Source organism: Serratia sp. HNCC26DJ206, from assembly GCF_057180605.1.
This window is the reverse complement of the sequence record NZ_JBXUGP010000047.1, coordinates 1-22,884: the sequence shown is the minus strand read 5'-3', so window position 1 is coordinate 22,884 and position 22,884 is coordinate 1. Positions and strand designations below refer to the sequence as shown.

The 22,884-nt window shown below is 52.4% G+C and carries 20 protein-coding genes and 2 pseudogenes; 15 read left to right on the top strand and 7 right to left on the bottom strand.

Annotated features, from left to right (window positions below; all coding sequences use genetic code 11):
* Nucleotides 1–135 precede the first annotated feature (135 nt).
* Together nfo and AC2A1E_RS22295 are read right to left on the bottom strand one after the other, a co-directional pair.
* On the bottom strand, nucleotides 136–975 hold the full coding sequence (gene nfo / locus AC2A1E_RS22300) for a deoxyribonuclease IV (RefSeq protein WP_473190755.1): 840 nt from the start codon (nucleotides 973–975) through the stop codon (nucleotides 136–138).
* Between the two features lie 88 nt (nucleotides 976–1,063).
* Entirely contained in the window at nucleotides 1,064–2,140 is a 1,077-nt protein-coding gene (locus AC2A1E_RS22295) for a YeiH family putative sulfate export transporter (RefSeq protein ID WP_484385558.1), read from the bottom strand.
* Between the two features lie 264 nt (nucleotides 2,141–2,404).
* Between AC2A1E_RS22295 and yieE the strand changes: the two genes are divergently transcribed.
* Together yieE and AC2A1E_RS22285 are read left to right on the top strand one after the other, a co-directional pair.
* Nucleotides 2,405–3,283, top strand: a complete 879-nt coding sequence (gene yieE / locus AC2A1E_RS22290) for a DNA-binding transcriptional regulator YeiE (protein WP_484385557.1) — start codon at nucleotides 2,405–2,407, stop codon at nucleotides 3,281–3,283.
* Between the two features lie 133 nt (nucleotides 3,284–3,416).
* Nucleotides 3,417–4,895, top strand: a complete 1,479-nt coding sequence (locus AC2A1E_RS22285) for an amino acid permease (RefSeq protein WP_484385556.1) — start codon at nucleotides 3,417–3,419, stop codon at nucleotides 4,893–4,895.
* A gap of 73 nt (nucleotides 4,896–4,968) precedes the next feature.
* On the opposite strand, the gene AC2A1E_RS22280 is transcribed toward AC2A1E_RS22285, so the two are convergent.
* Both AC2A1E_RS22280 and puuR read right to left on the bottom strand, forming a co-directional pair.
* The gene (locus AC2A1E_RS22280) at nucleotides 4,969–6,954 is read right to left on the bottom strand and encodes a ligand-gated channel protein (protein ID WP_484385555.1); all 1,986 of its coding nucleotides are present in this window, start codon (nucleotides 6,952–6,954) and stop codon (nucleotides 4,969–4,971) included.
* Between the two features lie 318 nt (nucleotides 6,955–7,272).
* Nucleotides 7,273–7,830, bottom strand: coding sequence for an HTH-type transcriptional regulator PuuR (gene puuR, locus AC2A1E_RS22275; RefSeq protein ID WP_484385554.1), 558 nt, complete (start codon nucleotides 7,828–7,830; stop codon nucleotides 7,273–7,275).
* A gap of 397 nt (nucleotides 7,831–8,227) precedes the next feature.
* Between puuR and AC2A1E_RS22270 the strand changes: the two genes are divergently transcribed.
* Nucleotides 8,228–9,646: a glutamine synthetase family protein gene (locus tag AC2A1E_RS22270; RefSeq protein WP_484385553.1), complete on the top strand. Its 1,419-nt coding sequence runs from the start codon at nucleotides 8,228–8,230 to the stop codon at nucleotides 9,644–9,646.
* A gap of 487 nt (nucleotides 9,647–10,133) precedes the next feature.
* Nucleotides 10,134–11,504, top strand: a complete 1,371-nt coding sequence (locus tag AC2A1E_RS22265; RefSeq protein ID WP_484385552.1) for an APC family permease — start codon at nucleotides 10,134–10,136, stop codon at nucleotides 11,502–11,504.
* Nucleotides 11,505–11,562: 58 nt separating this feature from the next.
* Here the strand turns inward: AC2A1E_RS22265 and sbcB are convergent, their stop codons facing one another.
* Both sbcB and AC2A1E_RS22255 read right to left on the bottom strand, forming a co-directional pair.
* Nucleotides 11,563–12,990 (bottom strand): exodeoxyribonuclease I, encoded by a 1,428-nt coding sequence (gene sbcB / locus AC2A1E_RS22260; RefSeq protein WP_484385551.1) that lies wholly within the window; start codon nucleotides 12,988–12,990, stop codon nucleotides 11,563–11,565.
* Nucleotides 12,991–13,090: 100 nt separating this feature from the next.
* A complete protein-coding gene (locus AC2A1E_RS22255) occupies nucleotides 13,091–13,279 on the bottom strand; it encodes a DNA polymerase III subunit theta (protein WP_484385550.1) in 189 nt (62 codons plus the stop codon).
* A gap of 276 nt (nucleotides 13,280–13,555) precedes the next feature.
* On the opposite strand from AC2A1E_RS22255, the pseudogene AC2A1E_RS22250 reads away from it, so the two are divergent.
* The 4 genes and pseudogenes from AC2A1E_RS22250 to AC2A1E_RS22235 all read left to right on the top strand — a co-directional run.
* A pseudogene (locus AC2A1E_RS22250) lies at nucleotides 13,556–13,850 on the top strand (transposase); the annotation flags it as partial.
* Between the two features lie 297 nt (nucleotides 13,851–14,147).
* Nucleotides 14,148–14,612, top strand: a complete 465-nt coding sequence (locus tag AC2A1E_RS22245; RefSeq protein ID WP_484385549.1) for a GNAT family N-acetyltransferase — start codon at nucleotides 14,148–14,150, stop codon at nucleotides 14,610–14,612.
* A 69-nt stretch (nucleotides 14,613–14,681) separates the two neighbouring features.
* Nucleotides 14,682–14,945 (top strand): annotated as a pseudogene (locus tag AC2A1E_RS22240) (transposase); the annotation flags it as partial.
* A 235-nt stretch (nucleotides 14,946–15,180) separates the two neighbouring features.
* A complete protein-coding gene (locus tag AC2A1E_RS22235) occupies nucleotides 15,181–16,290 on the top strand; it encodes an SDR family oxidoreductase (RefSeq protein ID WP_484385548.1) in 1,110 nt (369 codons plus the stop codon).
* A 33-nt stretch (nucleotides 16,291–16,323) separates the two neighbouring features.
* Here AC2A1E_RS22235 and AC2A1E_RS22230 read toward each other — a convergent pair whose 3' ends face one another.
* Nucleotides 16,324–17,070: a S24 family peptidase gene (locus AC2A1E_RS22230; protein WP_484385547.1), complete on the bottom strand. Its 747-nt coding sequence runs from the start codon at nucleotides 17,068–17,070 to the stop codon at nucleotides 16,324–16,326.
* A 192-nt stretch (nucleotides 17,071–17,262) separates the two neighbouring features.
* On the opposite strand from AC2A1E_RS22230, the gene AC2A1E_RS22225 reads away from it, so the two are divergent.
* From AC2A1E_RS22225 to AC2A1E_RS22195, 7 genes are all read left to right on the top strand, one after another.
* A complete protein-coding gene (locus tag AC2A1E_RS22225; protein WP_484385546.1) occupies nucleotides 17,263–18,321 on the top strand; it encodes an FUSC family protein in 1,059 nt (352 codons plus the stop codon).
* A gap of 1 nt (nucleotide 18,322) precedes the next feature.
* Entirely contained in the window at nucleotides 18,323–18,451 is a 129-nt protein-coding gene (locus tag AC2A1E_RS22220) for a hypothetical protein (RefSeq protein WP_484385545.1), read from the top strand.
* A 31-nt stretch (nucleotides 18,452–18,482) separates the two neighbouring features.
* Nucleotides 18,483–18,800, top strand: a complete 318-nt coding sequence (gene tmaR / locus AC2A1E_RS22215; RefSeq protein ID WP_473190801.1) for a PTS system regulator TmaR — start codon at nucleotides 18,483–18,485, stop codon at nucleotides 18,798–18,800.
* Between the two features lie 372 nt (nucleotides 18,801–19,172).
* Nucleotides 19,173–20,318 carry an MlaE family ABC transporter permease gene (locus tag AC2A1E_RS22210; protein WP_484385544.1) on the top strand — a complete coding sequence of 382 codons (1,146 nt, stop codon included), beginning with the start codon at nucleotides 19,173–19,175 and terminating at the stop codon, nucleotides 20,316–20,318.
* Complete coding sequence (locus AC2A1E_RS22205; RefSeq protein ID WP_459399099.1) at nucleotides 20,312–21,112, top strand: ABC transporter ATP-binding protein; 801 nt, start codon at nucleotides 20,312–20,314, stop codon at nucleotides 21,110–21,112. Before AC2A1E_RS22210 ends, AC2A1E_RS22205 begins: the two co-directional genes overlap by 7 nt.
* Nucleotides 21,113–21,115: 3 nt before the next feature.
* Nucleotides 21,116–22,057 carry an MlaD family protein gene (locus AC2A1E_RS22200; protein WP_484385543.1) on the top strand — a complete coding sequence of 314 codons (942 nt, stop codon included), beginning with the start codon at nucleotides 21,116–21,118 and terminating at the stop codon, nucleotides 22,055–22,057.
* Nucleotides 22,054–22,704 carry an ABC-type transport auxiliary lipoprotein family protein gene (locus AC2A1E_RS22195; RefSeq protein ID WP_484385542.1) on the top strand — a complete coding sequence of 217 codons (651 nt, stop codon included), beginning with the start codon at nucleotides 22,054–22,056 and terminating at the stop codon, nucleotides 22,702–22,704. Before AC2A1E_RS22200 ends, AC2A1E_RS22195 begins: the two co-directional genes overlap by 4 nt.
* The last annotated feature ends 180 nt before the right edge of the window (nucleotides 22,705–22,884 follow it).

Below are 22,884 nucleotides of genomic sequence, written 5' to 3'. Positions count from 1 at the left end.
TGGCAGTCAGTCCATTTTTGCACTGACCTTATTAGATCAAAGTCCTGGCCTCACGGCCAGGACTTTGTCATCAATCTGAAAAACCGGCGCTCAGGTGCCGGTTTTTGCATTTTTGGGAAAGTGTTGGCTGGCAGATTATTGCTGAGCCTTCAGCCAGGCAATTTCTTCGGCCCAGATATCTGGGTTCACCGTTTCCAGAATCAGCGGGATATTATCAAAGCGCGCGTCGCGCATGATGTAGCTGAACACTGTCTTGCCGATATTGCCTTCACCTAGGCTGTGGTGGCGGTCAACGCGGCTGCCAAACTCGCTTTTGGCATCGTTAAGATGCATACCGCGCAGGTAGTTGAAGCCTACTACGTTACCCAACTCTTGGAACGTCTTTTCGCAGTCCTCTTCCGTGCGCAAATCATAGCCAGCGGCGAAGGTGTGGCAGGTATCTATACACACCCCGACGCGGCTTTTGTCTTCCACGCCGTCGATGATCGCTGCCAAATGTTCAAATTTGAACCCCAGATTGCTGCCCTGACCGGCGGTGTTTTCGATCACCGCTGTCACACCTTGGGTTTTATCCAGCACCAGGTTGATGGATTCTGCGATCCGCGCCAGACATTTATCCTCATCAATCTGCATCAAATGGCTGCCCGGATGGAAGTTCAGCAGCGTCAGCCCCAGTTGTTCACAGCGTTGCATTTCATCAAGAAACGCCTCGCGGGATTTTTCCAGCGCATCCGTTACCGGGTGGCCAAGGTTAATCAGATAGCTATCGTGTGGCAGGATCTGCCCAGGGCCAAAGCCGTATTGTGCGCAGGCACGTTTAAACTTATCAATTACGTCGGCAGGCAGCGGAGCTGCTTTCCATTGACGCTGATTTTTAGTGAACAGGGCGAATGCGGTCGCCTCTAATTCGTGCGCGCGGATCACCGCCTGATCTACGCCGCCTGAAGCGCTGACATGTGCACCGACAAACTTCATTTTCATTCTCCTGTGTTATCGCCGTCATTATGGCATTGATACCGGCAGGATTGAATGGCGGGGCAAACATCGGGCCCGAGTAAAGGGATTACAGCAGAGCCTGAACCAGTTGGTTAATCGCGGCACCGCCGATCACCAGCCAGATAAACAACAGGGTGGCCAGCAGAATCGGTTTCACCCCTGCCTGGCGTACCGCGCTGATATGGGTGGTCAGGCCCAGCGCCGCCATCGCCATCGCCAGCATCCAGGTGTCGGCGGTAATCAAGTGCTGTACCAGTGTTGCTGGGAGCAGGTTAAACGAGTTCAGCCCGGCAACGGCAATAAACAGCACGGCAAACCAAGGGATGGTAATGGCCGATTTTTCGCTTTTGCTACCCGCAGCACCACGGCTGATATAACCAGACAACAGCAGCAGGAAAGGTGCCAGCATCATGACGCGGATCATCTTGGCGATCACGGCGGCGTTTTCGGCATCCGGGCCGATGGCATGGCCTGCCGCAACCACCTGAGCCACTTCATGGATCGTCGAGCCGGTATAGATCCCAAAGGTTTCCTGGGTAAACGGCATCCATTGGAAGTGCTCATTCAGCTGATACAGCCAAGGGTAAGCGAAGATAGCCAGCGTGCCGAACACCACCACGGTAGAGACGGCCACCGCCACTTTGCTGGAATCCGCCTTCAGAACCGGTTCGGTGGCCATTACCGCCGCCGCACCGCAGATACTGCTGCCCGCGCCGATCAGCATGGTGGTCTGGTTGTCGAGGCCGAAAACTTTCTTGCCCAGCCAGCAAGCCAGCAGAAAGGTGCTGGTTAGGGTAAGGGCATCGATGATGATGCCGCTGGCCCCGACATCAGCAATCTGCTGAAAGGTTAAACGAAAGCCGTAAAGGATAATCCCGAGGCGTAGCAGGCGTTGCTTGGCAAGTTGAACGCCGGTATGGCATTGAGGTTGCAACCATGGATAAAGCGTATTGCCGACGACGATGCCAAACAGGATCGCCAGCGTCAGTGCACCTAATCCCAATCCGGCAACCCAGGGAATGTTGCTGGCCCAGATCGCCAATGCGGTTAATGCACCGGTCAGCAATAAACCGGGTAGTAACCGTGGTAGCCCCAACAGCGGGAAATGTTGCTCAGGGTAAGTGTGGGTAGTCTCGCTCGCCATGGTTCAATCCTCTTCTCGATTCTTGGTAGCAAGAATAAAATTTCGTGACCTAAAAGAGAAATTGATTATATGCTTATAATCTATCTGAATAAGTGGTCGATGCCGTGCGATCCTCCATGGGTATCAGGCCGAATTCTGTAAACGTGATAATCTTAATGGTACGACCGCTGGTTTTATTACCGCTTATTTCTACATTTTTATTTTAATTTCAAAGGTTTTGTTCGGCGTATCAGCCCGGCAAGCCTCTTTTATACCGAGATCGCTATGCATATCACCTTGCGTCAACTGGAAGTCTTTACCGAAGTGCTGAAAAGTGGCTCAACGACGCAGGCCTCGGTGGTATTGGCCTTGTCGCAGTCGGCGGTCAGCGCGGCGTTGGCGGACTTGGAAGGGCAACTGAATGTGCTGCTATTTGATCGGGTAGGCAAACGATTGGTTATCAACGAACATGGCCGCTTGCTGTACCCGAAAGCGCTGGCACTGCTGGAGCAGGCCAGTGAAATAGAGCAGCTATTCCTGCATGACAATGGTGCTTTGCGCATCGCGGCCAGCAGCACCATCGGCAACTATATGCTGCCCGCGATGATTGCCCATTATCGCAAAGATTTCCCGACCACGCCGCTGGAACTGAATGTGGGGAATAGCCAGGATGTGATTGGCGCAGTGGCGGATTTTCGCGTCGATCTCGGCCTGATTGAAGGGCCGTGCCATATGCCTGAATTGGTTACCCAGCCGTGGCTGGAGGATGAGTTAGTGGTGTTTGCCGCGCCGGATAACCCTTTGGCCCGGCAACCCTTGACCATGGCCGCGCTGGCGAGTGCGCCTTGGATCCTGCGTGAGCGCGGTTCGGGTACGCGAGAAGTGTTGGATCATCTGCTGCTGGCGCATTTGCCAAACTTCCAACTGGTGATGGAACTGGGCAATTCCGAAGCGATTAAGCATGCGGTGCGTCATGGTATCGGTATCAGTTGCCTATCTCGGCGTGTGGTGGAGGAACAACTGGCCAGCGGCGTGCTGGTGGCGCTGAAAATTCCGCTGCCGCCGTTGATACGGACGCTGTATCTGATCCATCACCGCCAGAAACATATCTCCAACGCTCTGCAACGTTTCTTGAGTTACTGCGTTCTGCCTGTCGAGGCCTGAGAAGATATTAGGCCCGTTGCTAATAATTGCTGCCGGATTATGAAGCTATCTTATATCAGCGCAATGTCACTAGTGCGCGGACGGGTATTTGTTACAATCCGCCCTCATTTTTTTGACGAGCAGTAGGGTAACAATGGCTCAGCAGGATATAAAAACATCGGGGCAGCAAGCACCCGGATTGCGCCGCGAACTGAAAGCGCGGCATTTAACCATGATTGCCATCGGCGGTTCTATTGGTACCGGCCTGTTTGTCGCCTCTGGCGCGACAGTTTCGCAGGCTGGCCCCGGCGGCGCACTACTTTCCTACGCACTGATCGGTTTGATGGTTTACTTCCTGATGACCAGCCTGGGCGAATTGGCCGCGTTTATGCCGGTTTCCGGTTCGTTCTCGACCTACGGTGCTAAATACGTTGAAGAAGGTTTCGGTTTCGCGCTGGGCTGGAACTACTGGTACAACTGGGCGGTCACCATTGCCGTTGATCTGGTCGCAGCACAGTTGGTAATGAACTACTGGTTCCCGGACACGCCGGGTTGGATCTGGAGCGCCCTGTTCCTCAGCCTGATGTTCTTGCTGAACTACATCTCGGTCAAAGGTTTCGGTGAAGCGGAATACTGGTTCTCGCTGATCAAAGTGACCACGGTGATTATCTTTATCGGCCTCGGCGTACTGATGATTTTCGGTATCCTGAAGGGCGGGGAAAATGCGGGTTGGCAAAACTGGACCATCGGCGATGCGCCGTTCGCCGGCGGTTTCTCGGCGATGATCGGGGTGGCGATGATTGTCGGCTTCTCCTTCCAGGGTACTGAACTGATCGGTATCGCGGCCGGTGAATCTGAGGATCCGGGCAAGAACATTCCGCGCGCGGTGCGTCAGGTGTTCTGGCGTATCCTGCTGTTCTATATCTTCGCGATTCTGATTATCAGCCTGATCATTCCTTATACTGACCCGAGCCTGCTGCGTAACGATGTGAAAGATATCGCCGTCAGCCCGTTTACCCTTGTATTCCAGCATGCTGGCCTGCTGTCTGCCGCTGCGGTAATGAACGCGGTGATCCTGACGGCGGTGCTGTCTGCCGGTAACTCTGGGATGTATGCTTCAACGCGTATGCTGTTTACGCTGGCTTCGGAAGGGAAAGCTCCGCGCATTTTCGCTAAGCTGTCGAAAGGCGGGGTGCCGCGTAACGCGCTGTACGCCACTACCGTAGTGGCGGGACTGTGCTTCCTCAGTTCGATGTTTGGCAATCAGTCAGTTTATCTGTGGCTGCTGAACACGTCCGGTATGACCGGCTTTATCGCCTGGCTGGGGATTGCTATCAGTCATTATCGTTTCCGCCGTGGCTACGTGATGCAGGGGCTGGATATTAACGATCTGCCGTACCGTTCCGGCTTCTTCCCGCTGGGGCCGATCTTCGCCTTTGTTCTGTGTTTGATTATCACGCTGGGGCAGAACTATCAGGCGTTCCTGGAAGACAAGATTGACTGGTACGGCGTGACCGCGACCTACATCGGTATTCCGCTGTTCCTGATCATCTGGTTCGGTTACAAGCTAACGCGCGGCACCCGCGTGGTGAAGTACAGCGAAATGGAATTCCCGAAGTGGGATTCGAAGTAAGCATTTAACTTTCAACGCGGCGGGGTACCGCCGCGTTGTTCCCTTCTTGGTTTTTCCTCAACAAAAACCGTTCTTAAAAATTATAGGTCATGCCAACGGTATAACGACGGCCATCCAGTACCGTGTCGAAATGATCGTAATCGACGGTTTTGTCGAAAATATTGTATATCCCACCGGTCACCGTCAAATGTTTGTTGGCCTGGTAGCTCAAACCGGTATCAACGAAGGTATAAGACGGCGTGCCTGTGGCCATCGACGTGCGGCTCAGGTATTCAGAGGTTCTGCTGCGGAAGTTGAGGCGTGACCACAGGCTGACGTCCTGCGTGGCTTGCCAATCCAGCGTGGTATTGACCATATGCTTCGGCATCTGATTCAGGGGTTTACCTTGCTGCGATCCGCTTTTCTGTTCTGACTGGGTAAAGGTGTAGTTGGCCGTCAGGTCCCAGTCTTTGCTGATTTCCCAACCCAGGGTGGCTTCAACACCGCGCATATTGGCTTCATCTACGTTGATGCGATCGCTGATAAAGTAATAAGCGGTGTTACCGATGAAGCACTCCGGCGAACCGTTGCCGCTATCACAACGACGAACCTCGGTGATTTTGTCTTTGAAGTCGGTATTAAATAGCGTGATTCCGGCATTCATTCCTTGCTGATCGTCCCACAGCAGGCCGATTTCCTGGCTCAGGCTCTTTTCCGGCTTCAGATCGGGGTTACCAATGATGATTGAAGTTCGGCCACCCCCGGTGATTTGCCCCCAGTTGGCGGAAGACTGGCGCAGATCGGGTGAGCGATAACCCGCAGAAACACCGCCTTTCAGCGTCCATTGCTCCGCCAGATGCCACACGCCGTACAGGCGCGGCGTCCAGTGGTTGCCATAGTTCTGATCCTGATCCATGCGGACACCGCTGGTCAGGGCAAAATCGTTGGTTATTGACCATTCATCTTCGGCAAACAGTGCCCAACTCCAGCGCGTCAGGTTGTTCAGGCCGTCGGCGGCGGCAAGCTGATTGCCTTCATCATGCAGATCTTCATAGCGGTACTGCCCACCCAGATTAAGCAGGTGATCGCCAAGATCAAATTGCGTTTGCGTATTGAAGATGGTGTTGTTCAGCTTCATTTCGCGGCCGGGGTTGTTGGTCTCCTCGCGTTGAATATAACTGTTGGTGTTACCGAAATCATAATAGCCGTTGTGGGTGATCGAATACTGGGTGCGCTCGTAGCGGCTGTTGCTGGCACTGTTCGGCGTACATTTACCGTTGCGGCAGTTTTCTGCCGCCATGGATACGCCCGGCGTGCTGTCGCGATCCTGCAATGAGCGACCAATCTCAACGTCAACGCCGTTTTTTTCATCCGGGGTCAGGCTGAACACCGCCGTACCGCTGCGCATCCGCTGTTCGTTATAGCCGTTGATAATCTGGTCTTCGGCACGGCGTGACAGCAATCCGTTGACCCGCAGCCCCAGCAGGCCGTCGATCAGTGGGCCAGAGGCAAAAGCGTTGGTCTGGAAGATATCACCGGAATGACGATCCTCCTGGAAGGTAGCATCGCCGTGCAGAGAACCCTTCCATGCCTGAGTGGTGGAGGTTTTACGCGTAATGATGTTGATGACGCCGCCCATGGCGTCTGAGCCGTAAAGAGAAGACATCGGCCCACGTACCACTTCGATGCGCTCAATCGCCTGCAACGGTGGCAGCCAACCTTGTTCAATACCGGCACCGTCGCTGTTAGGCCGGGTGCCACGAGTATCGACACGCTTGCCATCAACCAGAATCAGCGTGTACTTGGAGGACATGCCGCGAATGCTGATATCGCTGCTGCTGGCTCCACCGGTGACGACCACGCCTGGAACGTCCTTCAATGCATCGGTGACATCACGATAAGCCCTGGTTTCAAGCTGCTGGCGGGAGATGACTGAAATAGAGGCCGCTGAGTCTTGGATCCTTTGTTGGAAGCCGGAGGCGGTGACCACCATGGTGTCCTGTGATTCCGCCAGTGCCGTGCTGCTGGCGAGTGAAGCGAGGATTAATGCAGTCAGTTGGTTATAACTTGGTTTTTCCATGAGATAAAGATTCCTGGCCCGAGGTTATTAATTGATTGATTTAAATGAAATATGGTTTTTCACCGCGACGGTTTTCCGCTCTGTGGTGAAGCCTCAGGCTATTGTAAGGAAATTAACATGAATGTAAATGCAAATGATAATCCGTATCATTTGCATGTGTAATTATATGATGACGTGGTATGGCAGGAAAAGGCGAAAGATAAAATACGGGGCTAATATGTTGCAACCGTGGTCAGAACCTCAATGGTTCCAAAGATGGCCAGAAACCGATGAGTGAGGGCAACAGGCTGTGCGCTATTGCCCCTCGGTCTTGGCGTGTCAGAAGGTGGTGGGGGTGTGTGCGCTGATGATTCGGCAGACACGCGTCGACGTATTGCTGAAACTGTGGGGCATTCCGGTGTTGATGGCATAGCTCTGGCCCGCTGTCAGCAGGTAGCTCTGGCCGTTGACCGTCAGCATGATTTCGCCTTCCAGCAGGGTACCGATCTCTTCCCCCTGATGCTTGATTTTCTCACCGGTGGTAGTGCCGGGCTGGTAGGTTTCCAGCATCATGGCCAGGTTGCGCGTCGGGTTGCCGTTATGCACCAGCTTCATGGATACGCCCTGGCTGCCGATCTCGATCAGATCTTCTGGTTCGATGACCACTTTGGGTTCATCCTGCCGTTCGGGTTCGGCAAAAAATTCAGACAGTGATAATCCATAGACCTTTAGCAGCTTCTGCAACGTACTGATGGCAGGGCTGACTTTGTCTTGTTCAATGGTGCTGATGGCACTGTGGGTTAATCCGGACAGTTCGGCGACCCTGCGCTGCGACAAACCCAAATGTTGACGGATCTGCGACAGGCGCTTGCCTGGTGCCAAGCTGACTTCGCTCATAGCGGTAGTTCCTTCTGATAGGGGCGACAGGCTGAGGTAATACCCGGAGCCGGGTACCTGTCGGAGTGATATCGACACAATATGATATCGGTAGTTGGGCAGCTATTGGAAAATATATTGCCCATATTCACCGTGGCTCTGGCGGAAGAAATAATGTACACAAAAATGCCAAACAACGCCTTTTCGGTCAATATTTTATCAATTTAGCAGCCCGTGGCGAATAATCAAACGTGATTGTAACATTTGCAAAGCAATTCTGTTAAGGCTATGTTTCATTTAATGGGTGTTATTTCGAGCGCCAGCCCTGGCGCACTCTACTAGAGAATTCAGACCATGTGTTGAATCGATCGGCAAGTGAATGCGCGAGCATTCCCAAAAGCACAACGGCGGGTGATGTATGCAAACCAATAGCGCAGCAGTTGAAAATTTTGCACAACATAGTGAAGATAGGCGAAGTAGCGCGTTCCAAAGTGAGGTTGCTCACTACTTGGAACGCCATCCTGCCACACAGTATATCGATATCCTTCTCAATGATTTGAATGGTTCCTTCCGCGGCAAACGTATTCCCATCTCCGGGTTGAAAAAAATAGAAAAAGGCTGCTATTTCCCCGCATCCGTATTTGCCATGGATATTCTTGGCAACGTGGTGGAAGAGGCCGGTTTGGGCCAGGAACTGGGTGAGCCTGACCGGGTTTGTATCCCGGTGCCAGGAACGTTAACGCCATCGGCGGCAGATCCCGAGCATATCGGCCAGGTATTGCTGACCATGCTGGATGAAGATGGTACTCCCTTTGACGTTGAACCCCGCAATGTTCTGAACCGAATATGGCAGACATTGCGCCAGCGTGGATTATTCCCGGTGGTAGCGGTAGAGCTGGAGTTTTATCTCATCGATCGACAGCGGGATTCTGAAGGCTATCTGCAACCACCCTGTGCGCCCGGAACGCAGGAACGCAACGTGCAGAGCCAGGTCTATTCGCTGGATAATCTCAACCATTTTGCCGGGGTATTGAACGACATCGACGCACTGGCGCAGATGCAGGGCTTACCGGCGGATGGCGCGGTGGCGGAGGCGTCGCCAGGCCAGTTCGAAGTGAACCTGAATCATACCGACAATGTGTTGCAGGCCTGCGATCATGCGCTGGCGTTAAAACGCCTGGTGCGGCAGGTGGCAGAAAACCATCACATGCATGCCACCTTTATGGCCAAACCCTACGAGGATTATGCTGGCAGCGGGATGCACGTGCATATCAGCATGGTAGACAGCGCGGGTAAAAATCTGTTCGCTGAGCCGGACGGTGCCGACTCGGCGCTGCTGAAACGTGCCTTGGCCGGGATGATCACCCTGATGCCCGCCTCCATGGCGCTGTTGGCCCCTAACATCAATGCGTTTCGCCGTTTTCAACCGGGCATGTATGTGCCGGTCCAGGCTTCCTGGGGGCACAACAACCGTACCGTGGCGCTGCGTATTCCCTGTAGTGATGTGGATAACCATCGTGTGGAGTATCGGGTGGCCGGGGCTGATGCCAACCCTTATCTGGTGGTATCGGCGATCCTGGCGGGCATACTCTATGGGCTGGATACCGAATTACCGCTGCCTGAACCGGTAACCGGTAACGGTCTTGAGCAGGAAGGCGTGCCATTCCCGATCCGCCAGAGCGATGCGTTGTACGAGTTTGAACACCAGCATGAACTGACCCGGCATCTTGGGGAACGTTTCTCGCACGTTTATCACGCCTGCAAGATGGATGAACTGATGCAGTTTGAACGGTTGGTCACCGAAACCGAGATCGACTGGATGTTGAAAAATGCCTGAATGAGCCTTCAGCATCTGCCGAGAAGAGGGTTTTCCGCGCGATCGGCAAAAGAATTTGTGTAAGAAGGTTTCTGGAGCTTGTCTTCCGGTGGTTTTCTAGGGCAAAATATCCCAATGAAGATAGCCGACGTTTTAACGCGTCGGTTATTTTTTTGCATTTACGTTCTACAAACTGTGAATTTCACACACCAAGCGAGGCCGGACATCGAGCCGGATAGATAAATAGGTTCGTCGCGATCAACCAAAACTCTATGGTCGTGACTCATGAGGATTAGAAAGATGGGGCAATTTTTCACTTTAGCACCGGTGCCCGCCGGTTTCCGCTGCGGCCGCAGCGATTATGGAGCAGTCAAGGCAGTATCGACTTGTTATCCAGCTTCCCTCATCCCCCTTTTAGAATTCAGTCGCACGTTGCGAAGTTTCCCCGCAACCTTAAGTCTTGGCGTGTCTCTTATCCGCAAGGCAGAAGGTAAGGGGGGGCTGCGCGATGTCCGATAACATCATCAGCGCCGCACCAGCCGGCCAGCGCACTCAACTGCGCAAAACTCTTACTTTGGTTCCGGTAGTCATGATGGGCTTGGCGTATCTGCAGCCGATGACTATTTTTGATACCTTTGGCATCGTCTCCGGCCTGACCGATGGTCACGTCGCTACCGCCTATGCCTTTGCTCTGCTGGCGATCCTGTTTACCGCGCTGAGCTACGGCAAACTGGTACGCAAGTTCCCGTCTGCGGGTTCTGCCTATACCTATGCTCAGAAAGCCATCAGCCCACACGTTGGCTTTATGGTGGGCTGGTCATCGTTGCTGGACTACCTGTTCATGCCGATGATCAACATCCTGCTGGCAAAAATTTACCTGGAAGCGATCTTCCCCGGCGTGCCTTCATGGATCTTCGTCGCGGTGCTGGTTGCGCTGATGACGGCTTTCAACCTGCGCGGCATCAAGTTGGTAGCTAACCTGAACTCCATTATCGTGGTGGTGCAGGTGGCGATCATGATCGTGTTCCTTGGCCTGGTCATCCATGGGATTTCCAACGGCGAAGGGGCGGGTACGCTGGTCAGCAGCCGCCCGTTCTGGTCTGATAATGCCCATGTGGTGCCGATGATTACCGGTGCGACCATTCTGTGCTTCTCGTTCCTCGGCTTTGACGGCATCAGTTCGTTGTCGGAAGAAACCAAAGATGCAGAGAATGTGATCCCGAAAGCCATCTTCCTGACGGCGCTGATCGGCGGCATTATCTTTATCGTGGTGTCTTACTTTGTACAGCTGTACTTCCCAGACATTTCACGCTTCAAGGAGCCGGATGCATCACAGCCTGAAATCATGCTGTATGTGGCTGGCAAGTTCTTCCAGTCGGTGATCTTGGTCTTCTCCTGCGTGACCGTACTGGCTTCTGGTATGGCTTCTCATGCGGGTGTATCACGCCTGATGTACGTGATGGGTCGTGACGGCGTATTCCCAGAGCGTTTCTTCGGTTATGTGCATCCGAAATGGCGTACTCCGGCGCTGAACGTGCTGCTGGTGGGCGCGATTGCGCTGTCTGCGGTGTCGTTCGATCTGGTGACCGCGACGGCGTTGATCAACTTCGGTGCGCTGGTGGCGTTTACCTTCGTAAACCTGTCGGTGATTTCGCAGTTCTACATCCGTGACAAGCTGAATCGTACCCTGAAAGAGAAATTCAATTATCTGGTCCTGCCGGTGTTAGGGGCGCTGACCGTGGGTGCACTGTGGATTAACCTGGAGTCCAGTTCAATGACGCTGGGCCTGATTTGGGCTGCGATTGGCCTGATCTATCTGGCGTTTGTCACCCGCAGTTTCCGTTTGCCGGTACCACAGGCGAGTGAAGACGTTGCTTAACTGAAACTGTCTGTTAGCACATGACAAAGGGCGCAATCTGCGCCCTTTGTTGTTTCTGTTAGCCCACCAACTGCTTGCCGTAATCAAACAACGCTTTCAATAGTGCGGTTTTTTCTTGATCCCCTTCATGCAGGTTATACAGCGCTTCTAACTGCAACAGATAGTTTTGCACTCGCTCGGCGTTGAGCATGGCTTGGCGATGCTGCAACCAGCGGCGCTGCTCGGCATCATCCAGCGTGTTCGGGTAATTGCGCGCCCGGTAGCGAAACAGCAGTTCTTTCACCCGGCCATCGTTAAAGGTTAAATCCAGCGCGGGCAGATTCTGCGGTTTGGTCTGCTGGATAATTTTCATGGCAGCCCTATCGGCATCGCTGAAAAAGCCGTCATACAGTTTGGCATCCACATCGTCGATCGGAGTAAAGGGTTCAGCCTCGGCAAACAGGGCTACGACCTTTTCTCTAATTTCCGGGTGTTGGCGCAGCACCTGCAAATTTTGCAGGCAGGCTTGGCGATCGATACCCAGGCGTTCGGCGTTTTCCGGCAGCAGCGTTTTAGCCGGTGCCAGCACCGGGCACTTGTTGATATGTACCAGCTTAATCGGCACAGGTGCCTGATTGGCGGCCAGCCGATCGCGCCGGGTATAGAGACGCTCACGCAGTTCATTGGCGCTCAGTTCCAGCAGTGGCGTGATGTCACCGGCTAAATCGCACATGATTACCGCGTTTTTGTTCTCTGGGTGCCAGGCCAGCGGCGAAACCCAACTGGTGTTGCCGCGTGTGGCACCAAACATGCCGGAAACGTGCACCAACGGGGTCATCTCGGCAATGTCGATCAACGGGTTCAGTTTGTGTTTATTACGGTGCTGTAACAGATAGTCAAACAGTCGGGGTTGCGCCTGCTTGACCAGCTTGGCCATGGCAATGGTCGCGTAAACGTCGGCCATCGCATCGTGAGCATTCTCGTGTTCTATGCCGTTGGCACGCGTCAGGTGTTCTAGGCGAAAGCTGGGGAAACCCTCTTCATTTTCCGGCCAGTGGATACCCTCAGGACGTAACGCATAGCAGGCACGCATCACATCGAGCAGATCCCAGCGCGAATTGCCGTTCTGCCAACTGTAAGCGTAGGGATCATAAAAGCTGCGGTAGAAGATGTTGCGGCTGACTTCATCATCAAAACGAATATTGTTGTAGCCGAGAATACAGGTGCCAGGCACGCTGAACGCTTGGTGGATCTGCCGAGCAAATTCGGCCTCATTCACCCCTTTGGCCAGGGCCTGTTGCGGCGTGATGCCGGTGATCATCACCGCTTCCGGGTCGGGCAGGTAGTCATCGGCCGGAGCACAGTAGATAATCAGCGGTTCTTCGATGATATTGAAATCCATATCGGTACGCACGCCAGCGAACTGCGCTGGGCGGTCCATCGATGGGCTTATGCCAAAGGTTTCGTAATCGTGGATATAAAATGTAGCCGGTGCCTTGCTGCTCAAAATCGCATCTCTTTATTGGCGTAGGTAATATGCCTCTATTGTAACGGTGCCATGAACGATGCCAAGCAGTGGTTTAGCTTAAGCGAAGAAATGCGGGTGATTACGCATTGCGATAGTAGAGCAGGCGTTGATGAAAGTAGTTGAGCAGATGAGCAGGCACGTTTTCTTCGGCATTTTCTAGCCCCGAAGCATGTCCGTAGCGTTCATTATAAATAACGCTTAGGGCTAACAGGTCGGTGTGGATCTTTTCGCGTTCTTGCTTGGGCAAGTCATCCAGTTTTCGCACCATATCTTTCTCCTTGAACGAAAAAACATCATAGGACCGCAGGACGAGTTTGTCGCTACCCCATTTAGGGAGGATGCTTGCAACGCAGAACGATTCTGGCTCAATAGACTATCCCCAAAATAATTCGAATTGCTTGTAGGCGACAGAACGCAGCCAACACCCAAGCAACTTGAAGTATGAAGGGTATATATCAAGGAATTAAATCAGGCTTAGAGCCCATCCCAATAGGGATTGTCTATAACGATGTGGAAAAACGCTGAAATAGATATCGACTAAATTATGGAAACAGGCTGGTTAATTTCTGACGAGTTATGGGCCCAAATGGAACCGTTGCTCCGCGTACATAAGACTCATCACTCTCTAGGTCGCCATCGTCGTCGAGTGGATAACCGGGCTGCTATGAATGGCATTTTCTTTGTCCTACGTCCTGGATGCCAATGGAATGCGCTGAAGGCGACAGGAATATGTTCCTCCAACTCTCCGCTCATCGCCGCTTCCAGGAATGGACTGCTGTCGGTGTTTTTGAACGTTTTGGCAAAATGGGTTGCTCAAAAGTGAGAAATTGTCTGGGTTACATTTTGCCTGTGGGCTTATTGTGCGGAATAAACTCCTATTGGGATAGGGCCTTACTCAATTAACGGATTGAGTAAGGGATTTTCTTGCTATTGAACATCAGAGCATAATGATTTCACAAACCTTGTGAATGATGTCGCTTGGTACCCTTAGTACTTTCTGTCAACGCATAATATGCCTATTTTTTGTATCTCACGCCATCAGATCAGAATACGTTTTGCTATCTTGTCAGATCTGCTACTTTATTCTGGCGTGTGTTTCCACTCAGAGCATAAACAGGGAAAGGTAAGGTACCTCTATGTTTATAACAATTGCAGATATTACAGATGTTGCAGAAATGTTTCGTGTCCGCCTCAGTGTAAATGAAAATAAAGCAACCATGGCGGATTTAGCAAAGTATGGTGTAACACCAGAATCCCTCCCTGAAATGTTATGTGGTAAAGGCCGAGGGTGGGTAGCCAAGATTGACGGGGTTATAAGAGCTTTCGCGATGGCTGATGCTGCTAATGCTACAGTTTTTGCATTGTTTGTTGAGCCAGGTTTCGAAAGGCAAGGTATCGGTCGCAAACTGATGGATGAAGCAGAGAAATGGCTTGCAGAGATGGGATGTGTACAAATTTGGCTCGAAACAGACAGAAACACACGGGTGCGAGCGAACGGCTTTTATCGTCATATTGGGTGGACGGAAAACAATATACAACCCGATGGACAGGCTAAATTCATTAAAATATTAAGAACTCATCCCAATAGGGATTGTCTATAACAATGTGGAAAAACGCTGAAATAGATATCGGAAACAGGCTGGTTAATTTCTGATGAGTCATAGGCCCAAATGGAACCGTTGCTCCACGTACATAAGACTCATCACTCTCTAGGTCGCCATCGTCGTCGAGTGGATAACCGGGCTGCTATGAATGGCATTTTCTTTGTCCTACGTCCTGGATGCCAATGGAATGCGCTGAAGGCGACAGGAATATGTTCCTCCAACTCTCCGCTCATCGCCGCTTCCAGGAATGGACTGCTGTCGGTGTTTTGAACGTTTTGGCAAAATGGGTTGCTCAAAAGTGAGAAATTGTCTGGGTTACATTTTGCCTATGGGCTTATTGTGTGGAATAAATTCCTATTGGGATAGGCTCTTAGAGTCAATGTTATATAAACAACTATTAACAATATTGAGAATAATGTGACTAAACGCCACGTGAATGTTTCAAAATATTCCTTAAGATAATATTAAGAAAATTAATTTCCCGCCCACTTAATTCTTATTTAATTTTCGTTTACCTATCCAGGCATACAATCCAGCACATTCAATGCCAATATGGGTATCCAGTATGAAAACGCTTTTATTGACCGGTGCTACGGGCTTTCTCGGTGGCGCAGTGCTCGAGAGGTTACTGATTGATAATCAAGATATTAACTATCTTTTCCTGGTGCGAGCCGAGGATGAACAGCAGGGTTTGAACCGTATTTGTAGCAATATGGAGAAGTTTAATATTGATAAATGTATTCTGGATAAACTGACAACAGAAAATATTTTACTGGGTGACTTAAGCGAGCCCGATCATTTTTTGTCAGACACACGTATTAACGATGTCACTCATGTGATTAACTGTGCCGCCGTGGCTTCATTCGGTAATAATCCGCTTATTTGGAAAGTTAACGTTGAAGGAACTTTGGCTTTTGCGCAAAGAATGGCACAGGTTAAAGGATTAAAACGTTTCCTGCACGTAGGCACGGCGATGTCCTGCGCTCCTGAACCCGGCTCGTTAGTGGCAGAAAGCGCGGAATTTGAGGAAACTGCCGAGCATCTGGTGGAATACACCCGCTCCAAGTCGACGATTGAGCAACTGATGCGACAGACTTGCCCACAATTGCCACTGGTGATTGCGCGGCCTTCGATCGTAGTTGGCCACACGCGTTTGGGTTGCCAGCCTTCCAGCAGCATTTTCTGGGTATTCAGCATGGCGCTGATGCTGCGTAAGTTTATGTGTTCGTTGCAGGACAATATCGACGTGATTCCGGTGGATTATTGTGCTGACGCGCTGGTGATGTTGCTGAACCGCAATACGTTGGATAACGACGTTTATCATATTTCTGCTGGTGAAGAGAGCAGCGTCAGCTTTGCCGATATCGATCACGCCATCGCGGCAGCGCTGGAGAAACCACCGGTTGGCGATCATTATGCACAGGTCAGTTACGAGGCTCTGCTGCAAATGCGCAGACAACTGAAGGATATTTTTGGGCCGTGCAATGAGCGCCTGATGCTGAAAGCGATGCGCCTGTATGGCTCATTTGCCATGCTCAACGTGCGGTTCAGCAATGAGAAAATCCTCAAGTTGGGCATGCCGAAGCCCCCGCGCTTTACCGATTATATTGCCTGCTGCGTGCAGTCGACACGTGGGTTGTCGATACCTCAGCAAATGGTGGTGGATTTTAAATAACCGGCAGGGCATCCGTAGCGATGCCCAGTTTGCTCACCAGGATGAGGATGACCAGAAGACGCGGCCCAGCACCACCAGTTGGTCTTTGCGCTGCGGATAACTGAGATGCTCATCCTGATATTCCTCCCGGTTCAGTGAGCGGATAACGACGCCGCCGTCGGGCTGTTCGATCAGGACTTTAACCCGCAACAGATTGCCATGGCGAATGGCATAGGTTTTCCCTTCGCGGATACGGATATCGGCGGTGTTGATGCCTACGACATCACCATCTTGCAGACGCGGTTCCATACTGGAGCCGGAGATGCGGATAATACGTGCTGCATTCACCGGTACGCCCATTTTATGCAGGTAGTAGCGGCGGAATATCAGCGAAAACTCTTCACAATCAACGATTTCATAGCAACCATCACCAGCAGAAAAATCGATATCCAGCAAGGGGATCTCCACAAACTCTTCTTGGTCCTGATCGGTATCCTCCCAGACGACGGGTCTGAGCCGCGCGGGTTGGAAATCAGACTCTGCTGCAACGTCGGCAAAGGGATGCTCCAGTGCTTTTTCATGGAATACATCGAACCAACCTTTCGGCAAGCTCAGCTTAGCTTCGATGCGCCGGGCGAGGTTATCGCCCAGATTGCGGGAGGATTTTTCACCGGTGATCTGGCTCAGCGTTGGCGCAGAAGAGTCCACCAGTATGGCAAATTCATTCTGGTTGGTGCCTTGGCGGGCATAATGCGCCATCAGATCGCGCAAATTATTGCGCCTAATTTCTTTAGTTTCCATTGGCCGATGATCGCACTCTTTAGCAAAAAGGTAAATCTTTATGCGACAGAAAAGGGACCTTGTATTTAGCGTTGAGCTAAATGCCCATGGTACTTCTCGCAAGGTGGGAAACATCTTTGTACATTCAACGTTATACGTAAGTGTTTTTCCTCCACTAGAATAAAATTTTATGGCTTCGTCGGTGATAACAACGTGCGTTTAGACCGAGAGATCTCTTCTGTTGAACGCCTGCTTTATCGCAATTACCGTATTGTTCACGGTGTGCGTATCGGGCTGGCGTTTATCATTACCTTCCTTTTGCTGCGCACGCTCAAGGTGCCGGAAGGCATCTGGCCGCTGATCACCCTGGTAGTCGTCATGGGGCCGATTTCTTTCTGGGGCAATGTGCTGCAACGAGCGTTGCAGCGCGTCTCCGGCATGCTTTTGGGGGCGGTTTCCGGCCTGATTGCGCTTTATCTTGAATTTCATTCGCTGCCGCTGATGCTGATCTGGTGCGGCATCGTGATGTTCTTCTGTGGTTATCTAACGCTGGGTAAACGGCCTTTTATGGCGTTGTTGATCGGTATTACGCTGGCGGCGATGTGCGGTGTTGGGGCGGAAAATATGCCAGTTGCTCTGTGGCGTGGCGGCGATGTGATTTTAGGCTCGATATTGGCACTGTTGTTTACCAGTATCTATCCGCAACATGCTTACATGTTCTGGCGTATGCAGATGGCCGATTGTCTGCAATCTGTTGGCCAGATCTACGGTGCCTACCTGTCGCCGAATATGCTCGAGCGCCCACGCCTGGAAACGCGGATGAAGCTGCTGCTGGCCGAGGTGGTTAAGCTACGCGGGCTGCTCCAGCCTGCCAGCGAAGAAACCCCAATTCCCGAACAGGTATTTGAAGCGGTGCAAACCCTGACCCGTAATCTGGTGTGTACGCTGGAGTTGCTGGTTGGGGCTTACTGGGCCTCACGAGAAACCCGCTTTATTCTGCTGAACGCCAAAACCCTGCGCAGTGCGCAATTGCTGACGCTGCGCTCGATCGAATCGCTGGCGGATATGATGCGCTATGGTGAAGCGCGAACGGAGTCAGGGGATCTGAGCGAGATCGCCTGCGAACTCAAAGCCCTGATGCAGGAGGCCAGCGCTGAGCAGCCCTGTGATGCCTCGATCTGCGGTTATATGTGGCTGAGTATGGAATTGGCGCAACAGCTTGAGGAATTGAGTGATTTGCTCAAGGTATGTACGTCCCGCGTGCGGGAATAGGGTGTCAGATCATGAAGGCGGTGCTTCGGGTTTTGGCTGGGGCGCTAAAGTGGGTAAGATAGGCCAATGGGAGTTGTGCCTGACGGGCACAAACCTGTATCTTGGAGTGATTGTGGCCGTCAGCAAATGAATCTGTGTATTACTAAAGCAAGGGTATGAAGATGGATAATGCAAATAAGCCGAGTTTTCAGGACGTACTGGAGTTTGTGCGTATGTTCCGCCGTAAAAACAAGCTGCAGCGTGAAATTACTGACAACGAAAAGAAAGTTCGTGACAACCAGAAGCGTGTGCTGCTGCTCGACAACCTGAGTGAGTACATCAAACCAGGTATGAGCATTGAAGATATTCAGGGCATTATTGCCAACATGCGCAGTGATTATGAAGATCGCGTTGACGACTACATCATCAAAAATGCTGACCTGTCTAAAGAGCGCCGTGATTTGTCCAAAAAGCTGAAAGCCATGGGCGACGTGAAGTAAATTTTCTACCGGCAGGGCTGGCACTTTCCAGCCCTGCATGTTCCTGCTGGATCCCCTTACGCTGCCCGCATTTCTGCTACAAAACCCATTCTGAATTATCGTGTTACGCATTGATTTTTTAAGCTGACATAGCAAATCAGCCTGGACCCGCTACGCTTAGAGTATCGTCTTTCAGCAAGCCTTCAGGTGATTGTTTTGACGCAGTGCTGTGGCTTAATCCATGTTGCCGCTGTTTTTAAACAATGAAGTGTAAATCAGTCTGATATTCATAATTTTCATGAATAATAAAAATGGTACTTTACTCATAGATGAGCCACTAATTTTAGCTATGTTGCGATGACGTAGCCCGGTAAAGGGTAACAGGTTCTTTTTATGACAGAACAACAGCTCAGCGCATTGCTCAATCTGGACGACACTGTTCATCCCCCTCGCGTGTTGGCACGCGGTGATTGGGTGCTTGCACACTACCGCCTGCTGGAGCCTGGCGTCAGACAATTGCAGACTCGGTTGCCCGATAATGCGGTGTTTGATCTCAGCCAGTTGGGCGTTCTTGATACCGCCGGGGCCACATTGCTGGTCAACCTGCTTGGCATCGAGCGGATACTCAACCTCAGCCAGACTGCGCCTTCGTTGCCTGCTGAACGCCGCGTTCTGCTGGAAACCGTCGGCCGTTCTCTGCAAGGGTTTGAGCTACCGGAGCCAGAAACACCACCGAGTTTACTGGTTGAACTGTTGGCCAATATTGGCCAATCCATGGCCAGTTTCTGGCAAAACTTCATCGATCTGCTGGGGTTCATTGGCCTGACTCTGCAAGCGCTGTTTGGCAGCCTGCTGCGCCCTTCACGCTGGCGGCTCACCGCACTGGTGGCCAATATTCAGCAAATCGGCCTCAACGCGGTGCCCATCATTATGCTGCTGACCTTCCTGGTTGGCGCGGTTATCGCCTTCTTGGGCTCAACGGTGTTGGCTACCTTTGGTGCCGGTATTTTTACCGTCCATCTGGTGGTGTTTTCCTTCCTGCGTGAATTTGCCGTGTTGCTTACCGCAATATTAATGGCGGGCCGAACCGCCAGTGCGTTTACCGCCCAGATTGGCCTGATGAAAGCCAATGAGGAAATCGACGCGATCCAGGCGCTGGGGCTGAATCCGGTGGAAATGCTGGTGCTGCCACGCGTATTGGCGTTGCTGATTGCGCTGCCGATGCTGACCTTTGTCGGCATGATCAGCGGGATCTTTGGTGGCGCGATGGTATGTGTGTTAACGCTGGATATCTCGCCTACCATGTTCTTGACCATCATGCAGGGTAGCGGGGGATTGCAGCATTTCCTGGTAGGGATGAGCAAAGCGCCGGTCTTTGCCTTCCTGATTGCTATTGTCGGGTGCCTGGAAGGGTTCAAAGTCAGTGGCAGCGCCGCCTCGGTAGGGGCGCACACCACCTCCAGCGTAGTACATTCAATCTTTGTGGTGATCCTGCTTGATGCCGTCGCCGCACTGTTTTTCATGGAGATGGGATGGTGAACCAAGCAGCCCCTGAAGCCATTATTCGCATTCGTAAGTTGCGTAACTGTTTTGGCAAACAGTGTGTTCATGAGGATCTTGATCTTGATGTCCGGCGTGGTGAAATCCTGGGCGTAGTCGGCGGTTCCGGTACCGGTAAATCTGTGCTGCTGCGCAGCATCGTGGGGCTACGTCGGCCAACGGCGGGGCAGATCCATGTTTTTGGCGAAGATCTGATGGCGCTTTCTGGCTTACACCGCTCCACGCTGGAAAGGCGATTTGGCGTGCTGTTCCAGCGCGGAGCGCTGTTCAGTTCGCTGACCGTCACCGAAAACGTGGCATTGCCGCTGATTGAATACGCCGGATTACAACGCAGCGATGCGGAACAACTGGCCCAGGTAAAACTGGCGCTGGCGGGTTTGCCAGCCACCGCGGGCAATAAATACCCGGCATCACTTTCCGGGGGCATGGTGAAACGTGCCGCACTGGCCAGAGCCTTGGCGCTGGATCCGGAAATTCTGTTTTTGGACGAACCTACTGCCGGGCTGGATCCGATCGGTGCGGCGGCCTTTGACAGCCTGATCCGTACGCTGCGTGATGCGCTGGGGCTGACGGTGTTCCTGGTCACCCACGATCTGGACACTCTCTATACTATCTGTGACCGGGTTGCCGTGCTTTCGCAGAAAAAGGTGCTGGTGGTTGATTCGCTGGACGTCGTGGCCGCCACCGATGATGCCTGGATCCAAGAGTACTTCCATGGCCCGCGTGGGCGGGCTGCGCAACAGGCCGTAACGAACATTCGAGAGAGGCAATAAGAAATGGAAACCCGTGCTCACCATGTACTCATTGGTCTGTTTACTCTCATTATTTTCAGCGCCGTGCTGTTGTTCAGCCTGTGGTTGACCAAGGCCGGCAGCGATCGTCAGTTCAAACTGTACGATATTGTGTTCAACGAAGCCGTCAGTGGCCTTTCACAGGGCAGCACGGTGAATTACAGCGGGATCCGCGTGGGGGAAGTGGTTCAACTGCGGTTGGACAAAGATGTGCCGAGCAAAGTCTGGGCACGTATCCGGGTAGCGGCTTCGGCACCTATTCGCCAGGATACGCAGGCTCGGCTGGCCGTTGCGGGCATTACCGGAACTTCCAATATCCAACTTAGCAGCGGCACTGAGGCCAGCCCGTTGCTGGAAGGCCAGAATGGTGAAATTCCGGTGATTATTGCCACCCCGTCACCGCTAAGCCAATTGCTCACTAACGGTGAAGATGTGGTCACCAATATTAATGAAGTGTTGATGCGCCTGAATCAGGTACTGACGCCGGATAACCAGCAGCGTTTGGTCAACACGCTGGATAATCTGGAGAAGATCACCGGTACCGTAGCCGGAGAACGAGAAGATATTCGTACGGTAATACAGCAGTTGGCGCTGCTCACCAAACAGGGCAATGACACGCTGGTGCAAACCAATCGCCTGGTGCGCAATGCTAACGGCCTGCTGGACGGGCAGGGCAAGCTGCTGGTCAGTAACGCGGCCAAAACCATGGCATCGTTGGAGCAAACCAGCGCTCTGCTTAACAAGTTAATCAGTGAAAACCAAAGCTCGCTGAGTAATGGGATGCAGGGATTCAACGATCTAGGCCCGGCGGTTGATGAATTGCGCAGAACGCTGGTGGCATTGCGCAGTGCCATGAATCGTTTGGAAGAAAACCCGTCAGCCTTGCTCAGAGGCCGTGAACGTACCAAGGAGTTTAGACCACAATGACTGACTTCAGCGTTATCTATGCCCGCTATCGCCGCAACGTCTTACGGCTGTTAGCCCTGATACTGTTTATACCGCTGGCGGCCTGCACCATTTTGCCGGAAAGCCCGGTGTTGCAGGTTTATCTGTTGCCCGCTCAGCCTGCTACCGCTTCTGGCAGCGGGCAGGCGTCTGGTCAATCGTTGCGCATCGTCCAGCCGACCACCAACCAATTTCTAAATAGCTCACGCATTGCCGTTCAGCCTCAGGGGGCCGAGATCACTTCTTTCTCTGGTTCGCGCTGGAGCGATCCGGCACCGCTATTGCTGCGTAATCGTTTGATTCAGGAGTTCCGTACCGATGGCCGCTTCCTTTCGGTGAGCAGTGATGAAGACAACGTGCAGGCCTATATTGAACTGAACGGTGAGCTGTTGTCATTCCAGGGCGTGTACATCGGTGATAGTGGTGAAGTGGTGATCCGCTTTGACGCGCGTTTGGTACGTACGTCCGATCGCCGAGTGATCGCCAGCCGCAGCTTTGAGGTTCGGCAGCCAGTAAGCGGCAGATCGATGGATAAGGTGGTGCAGGCATTCGGTTTGGCCAGCGATAAACTGGCGGCCCAGATGCTGAGTTGGACGCACCAACAGGCGGCAAACTTTCCAGTAAGATGATATGAATAAAACGCCCGGTAGGTGCCTATCGGGCGTTGTTTTTGCACAGAAAACCTCCAGCTAGGCTGTAATGCTTGTCAGTTAAGCTTTTGAAGAAGGCCGCAGCGGATAACGTTGCGGCCTCTTTTTTACCGCTCTTGGATAATGTCTCTGTCGACGCGTCGGCAGCACAAAGCTTTC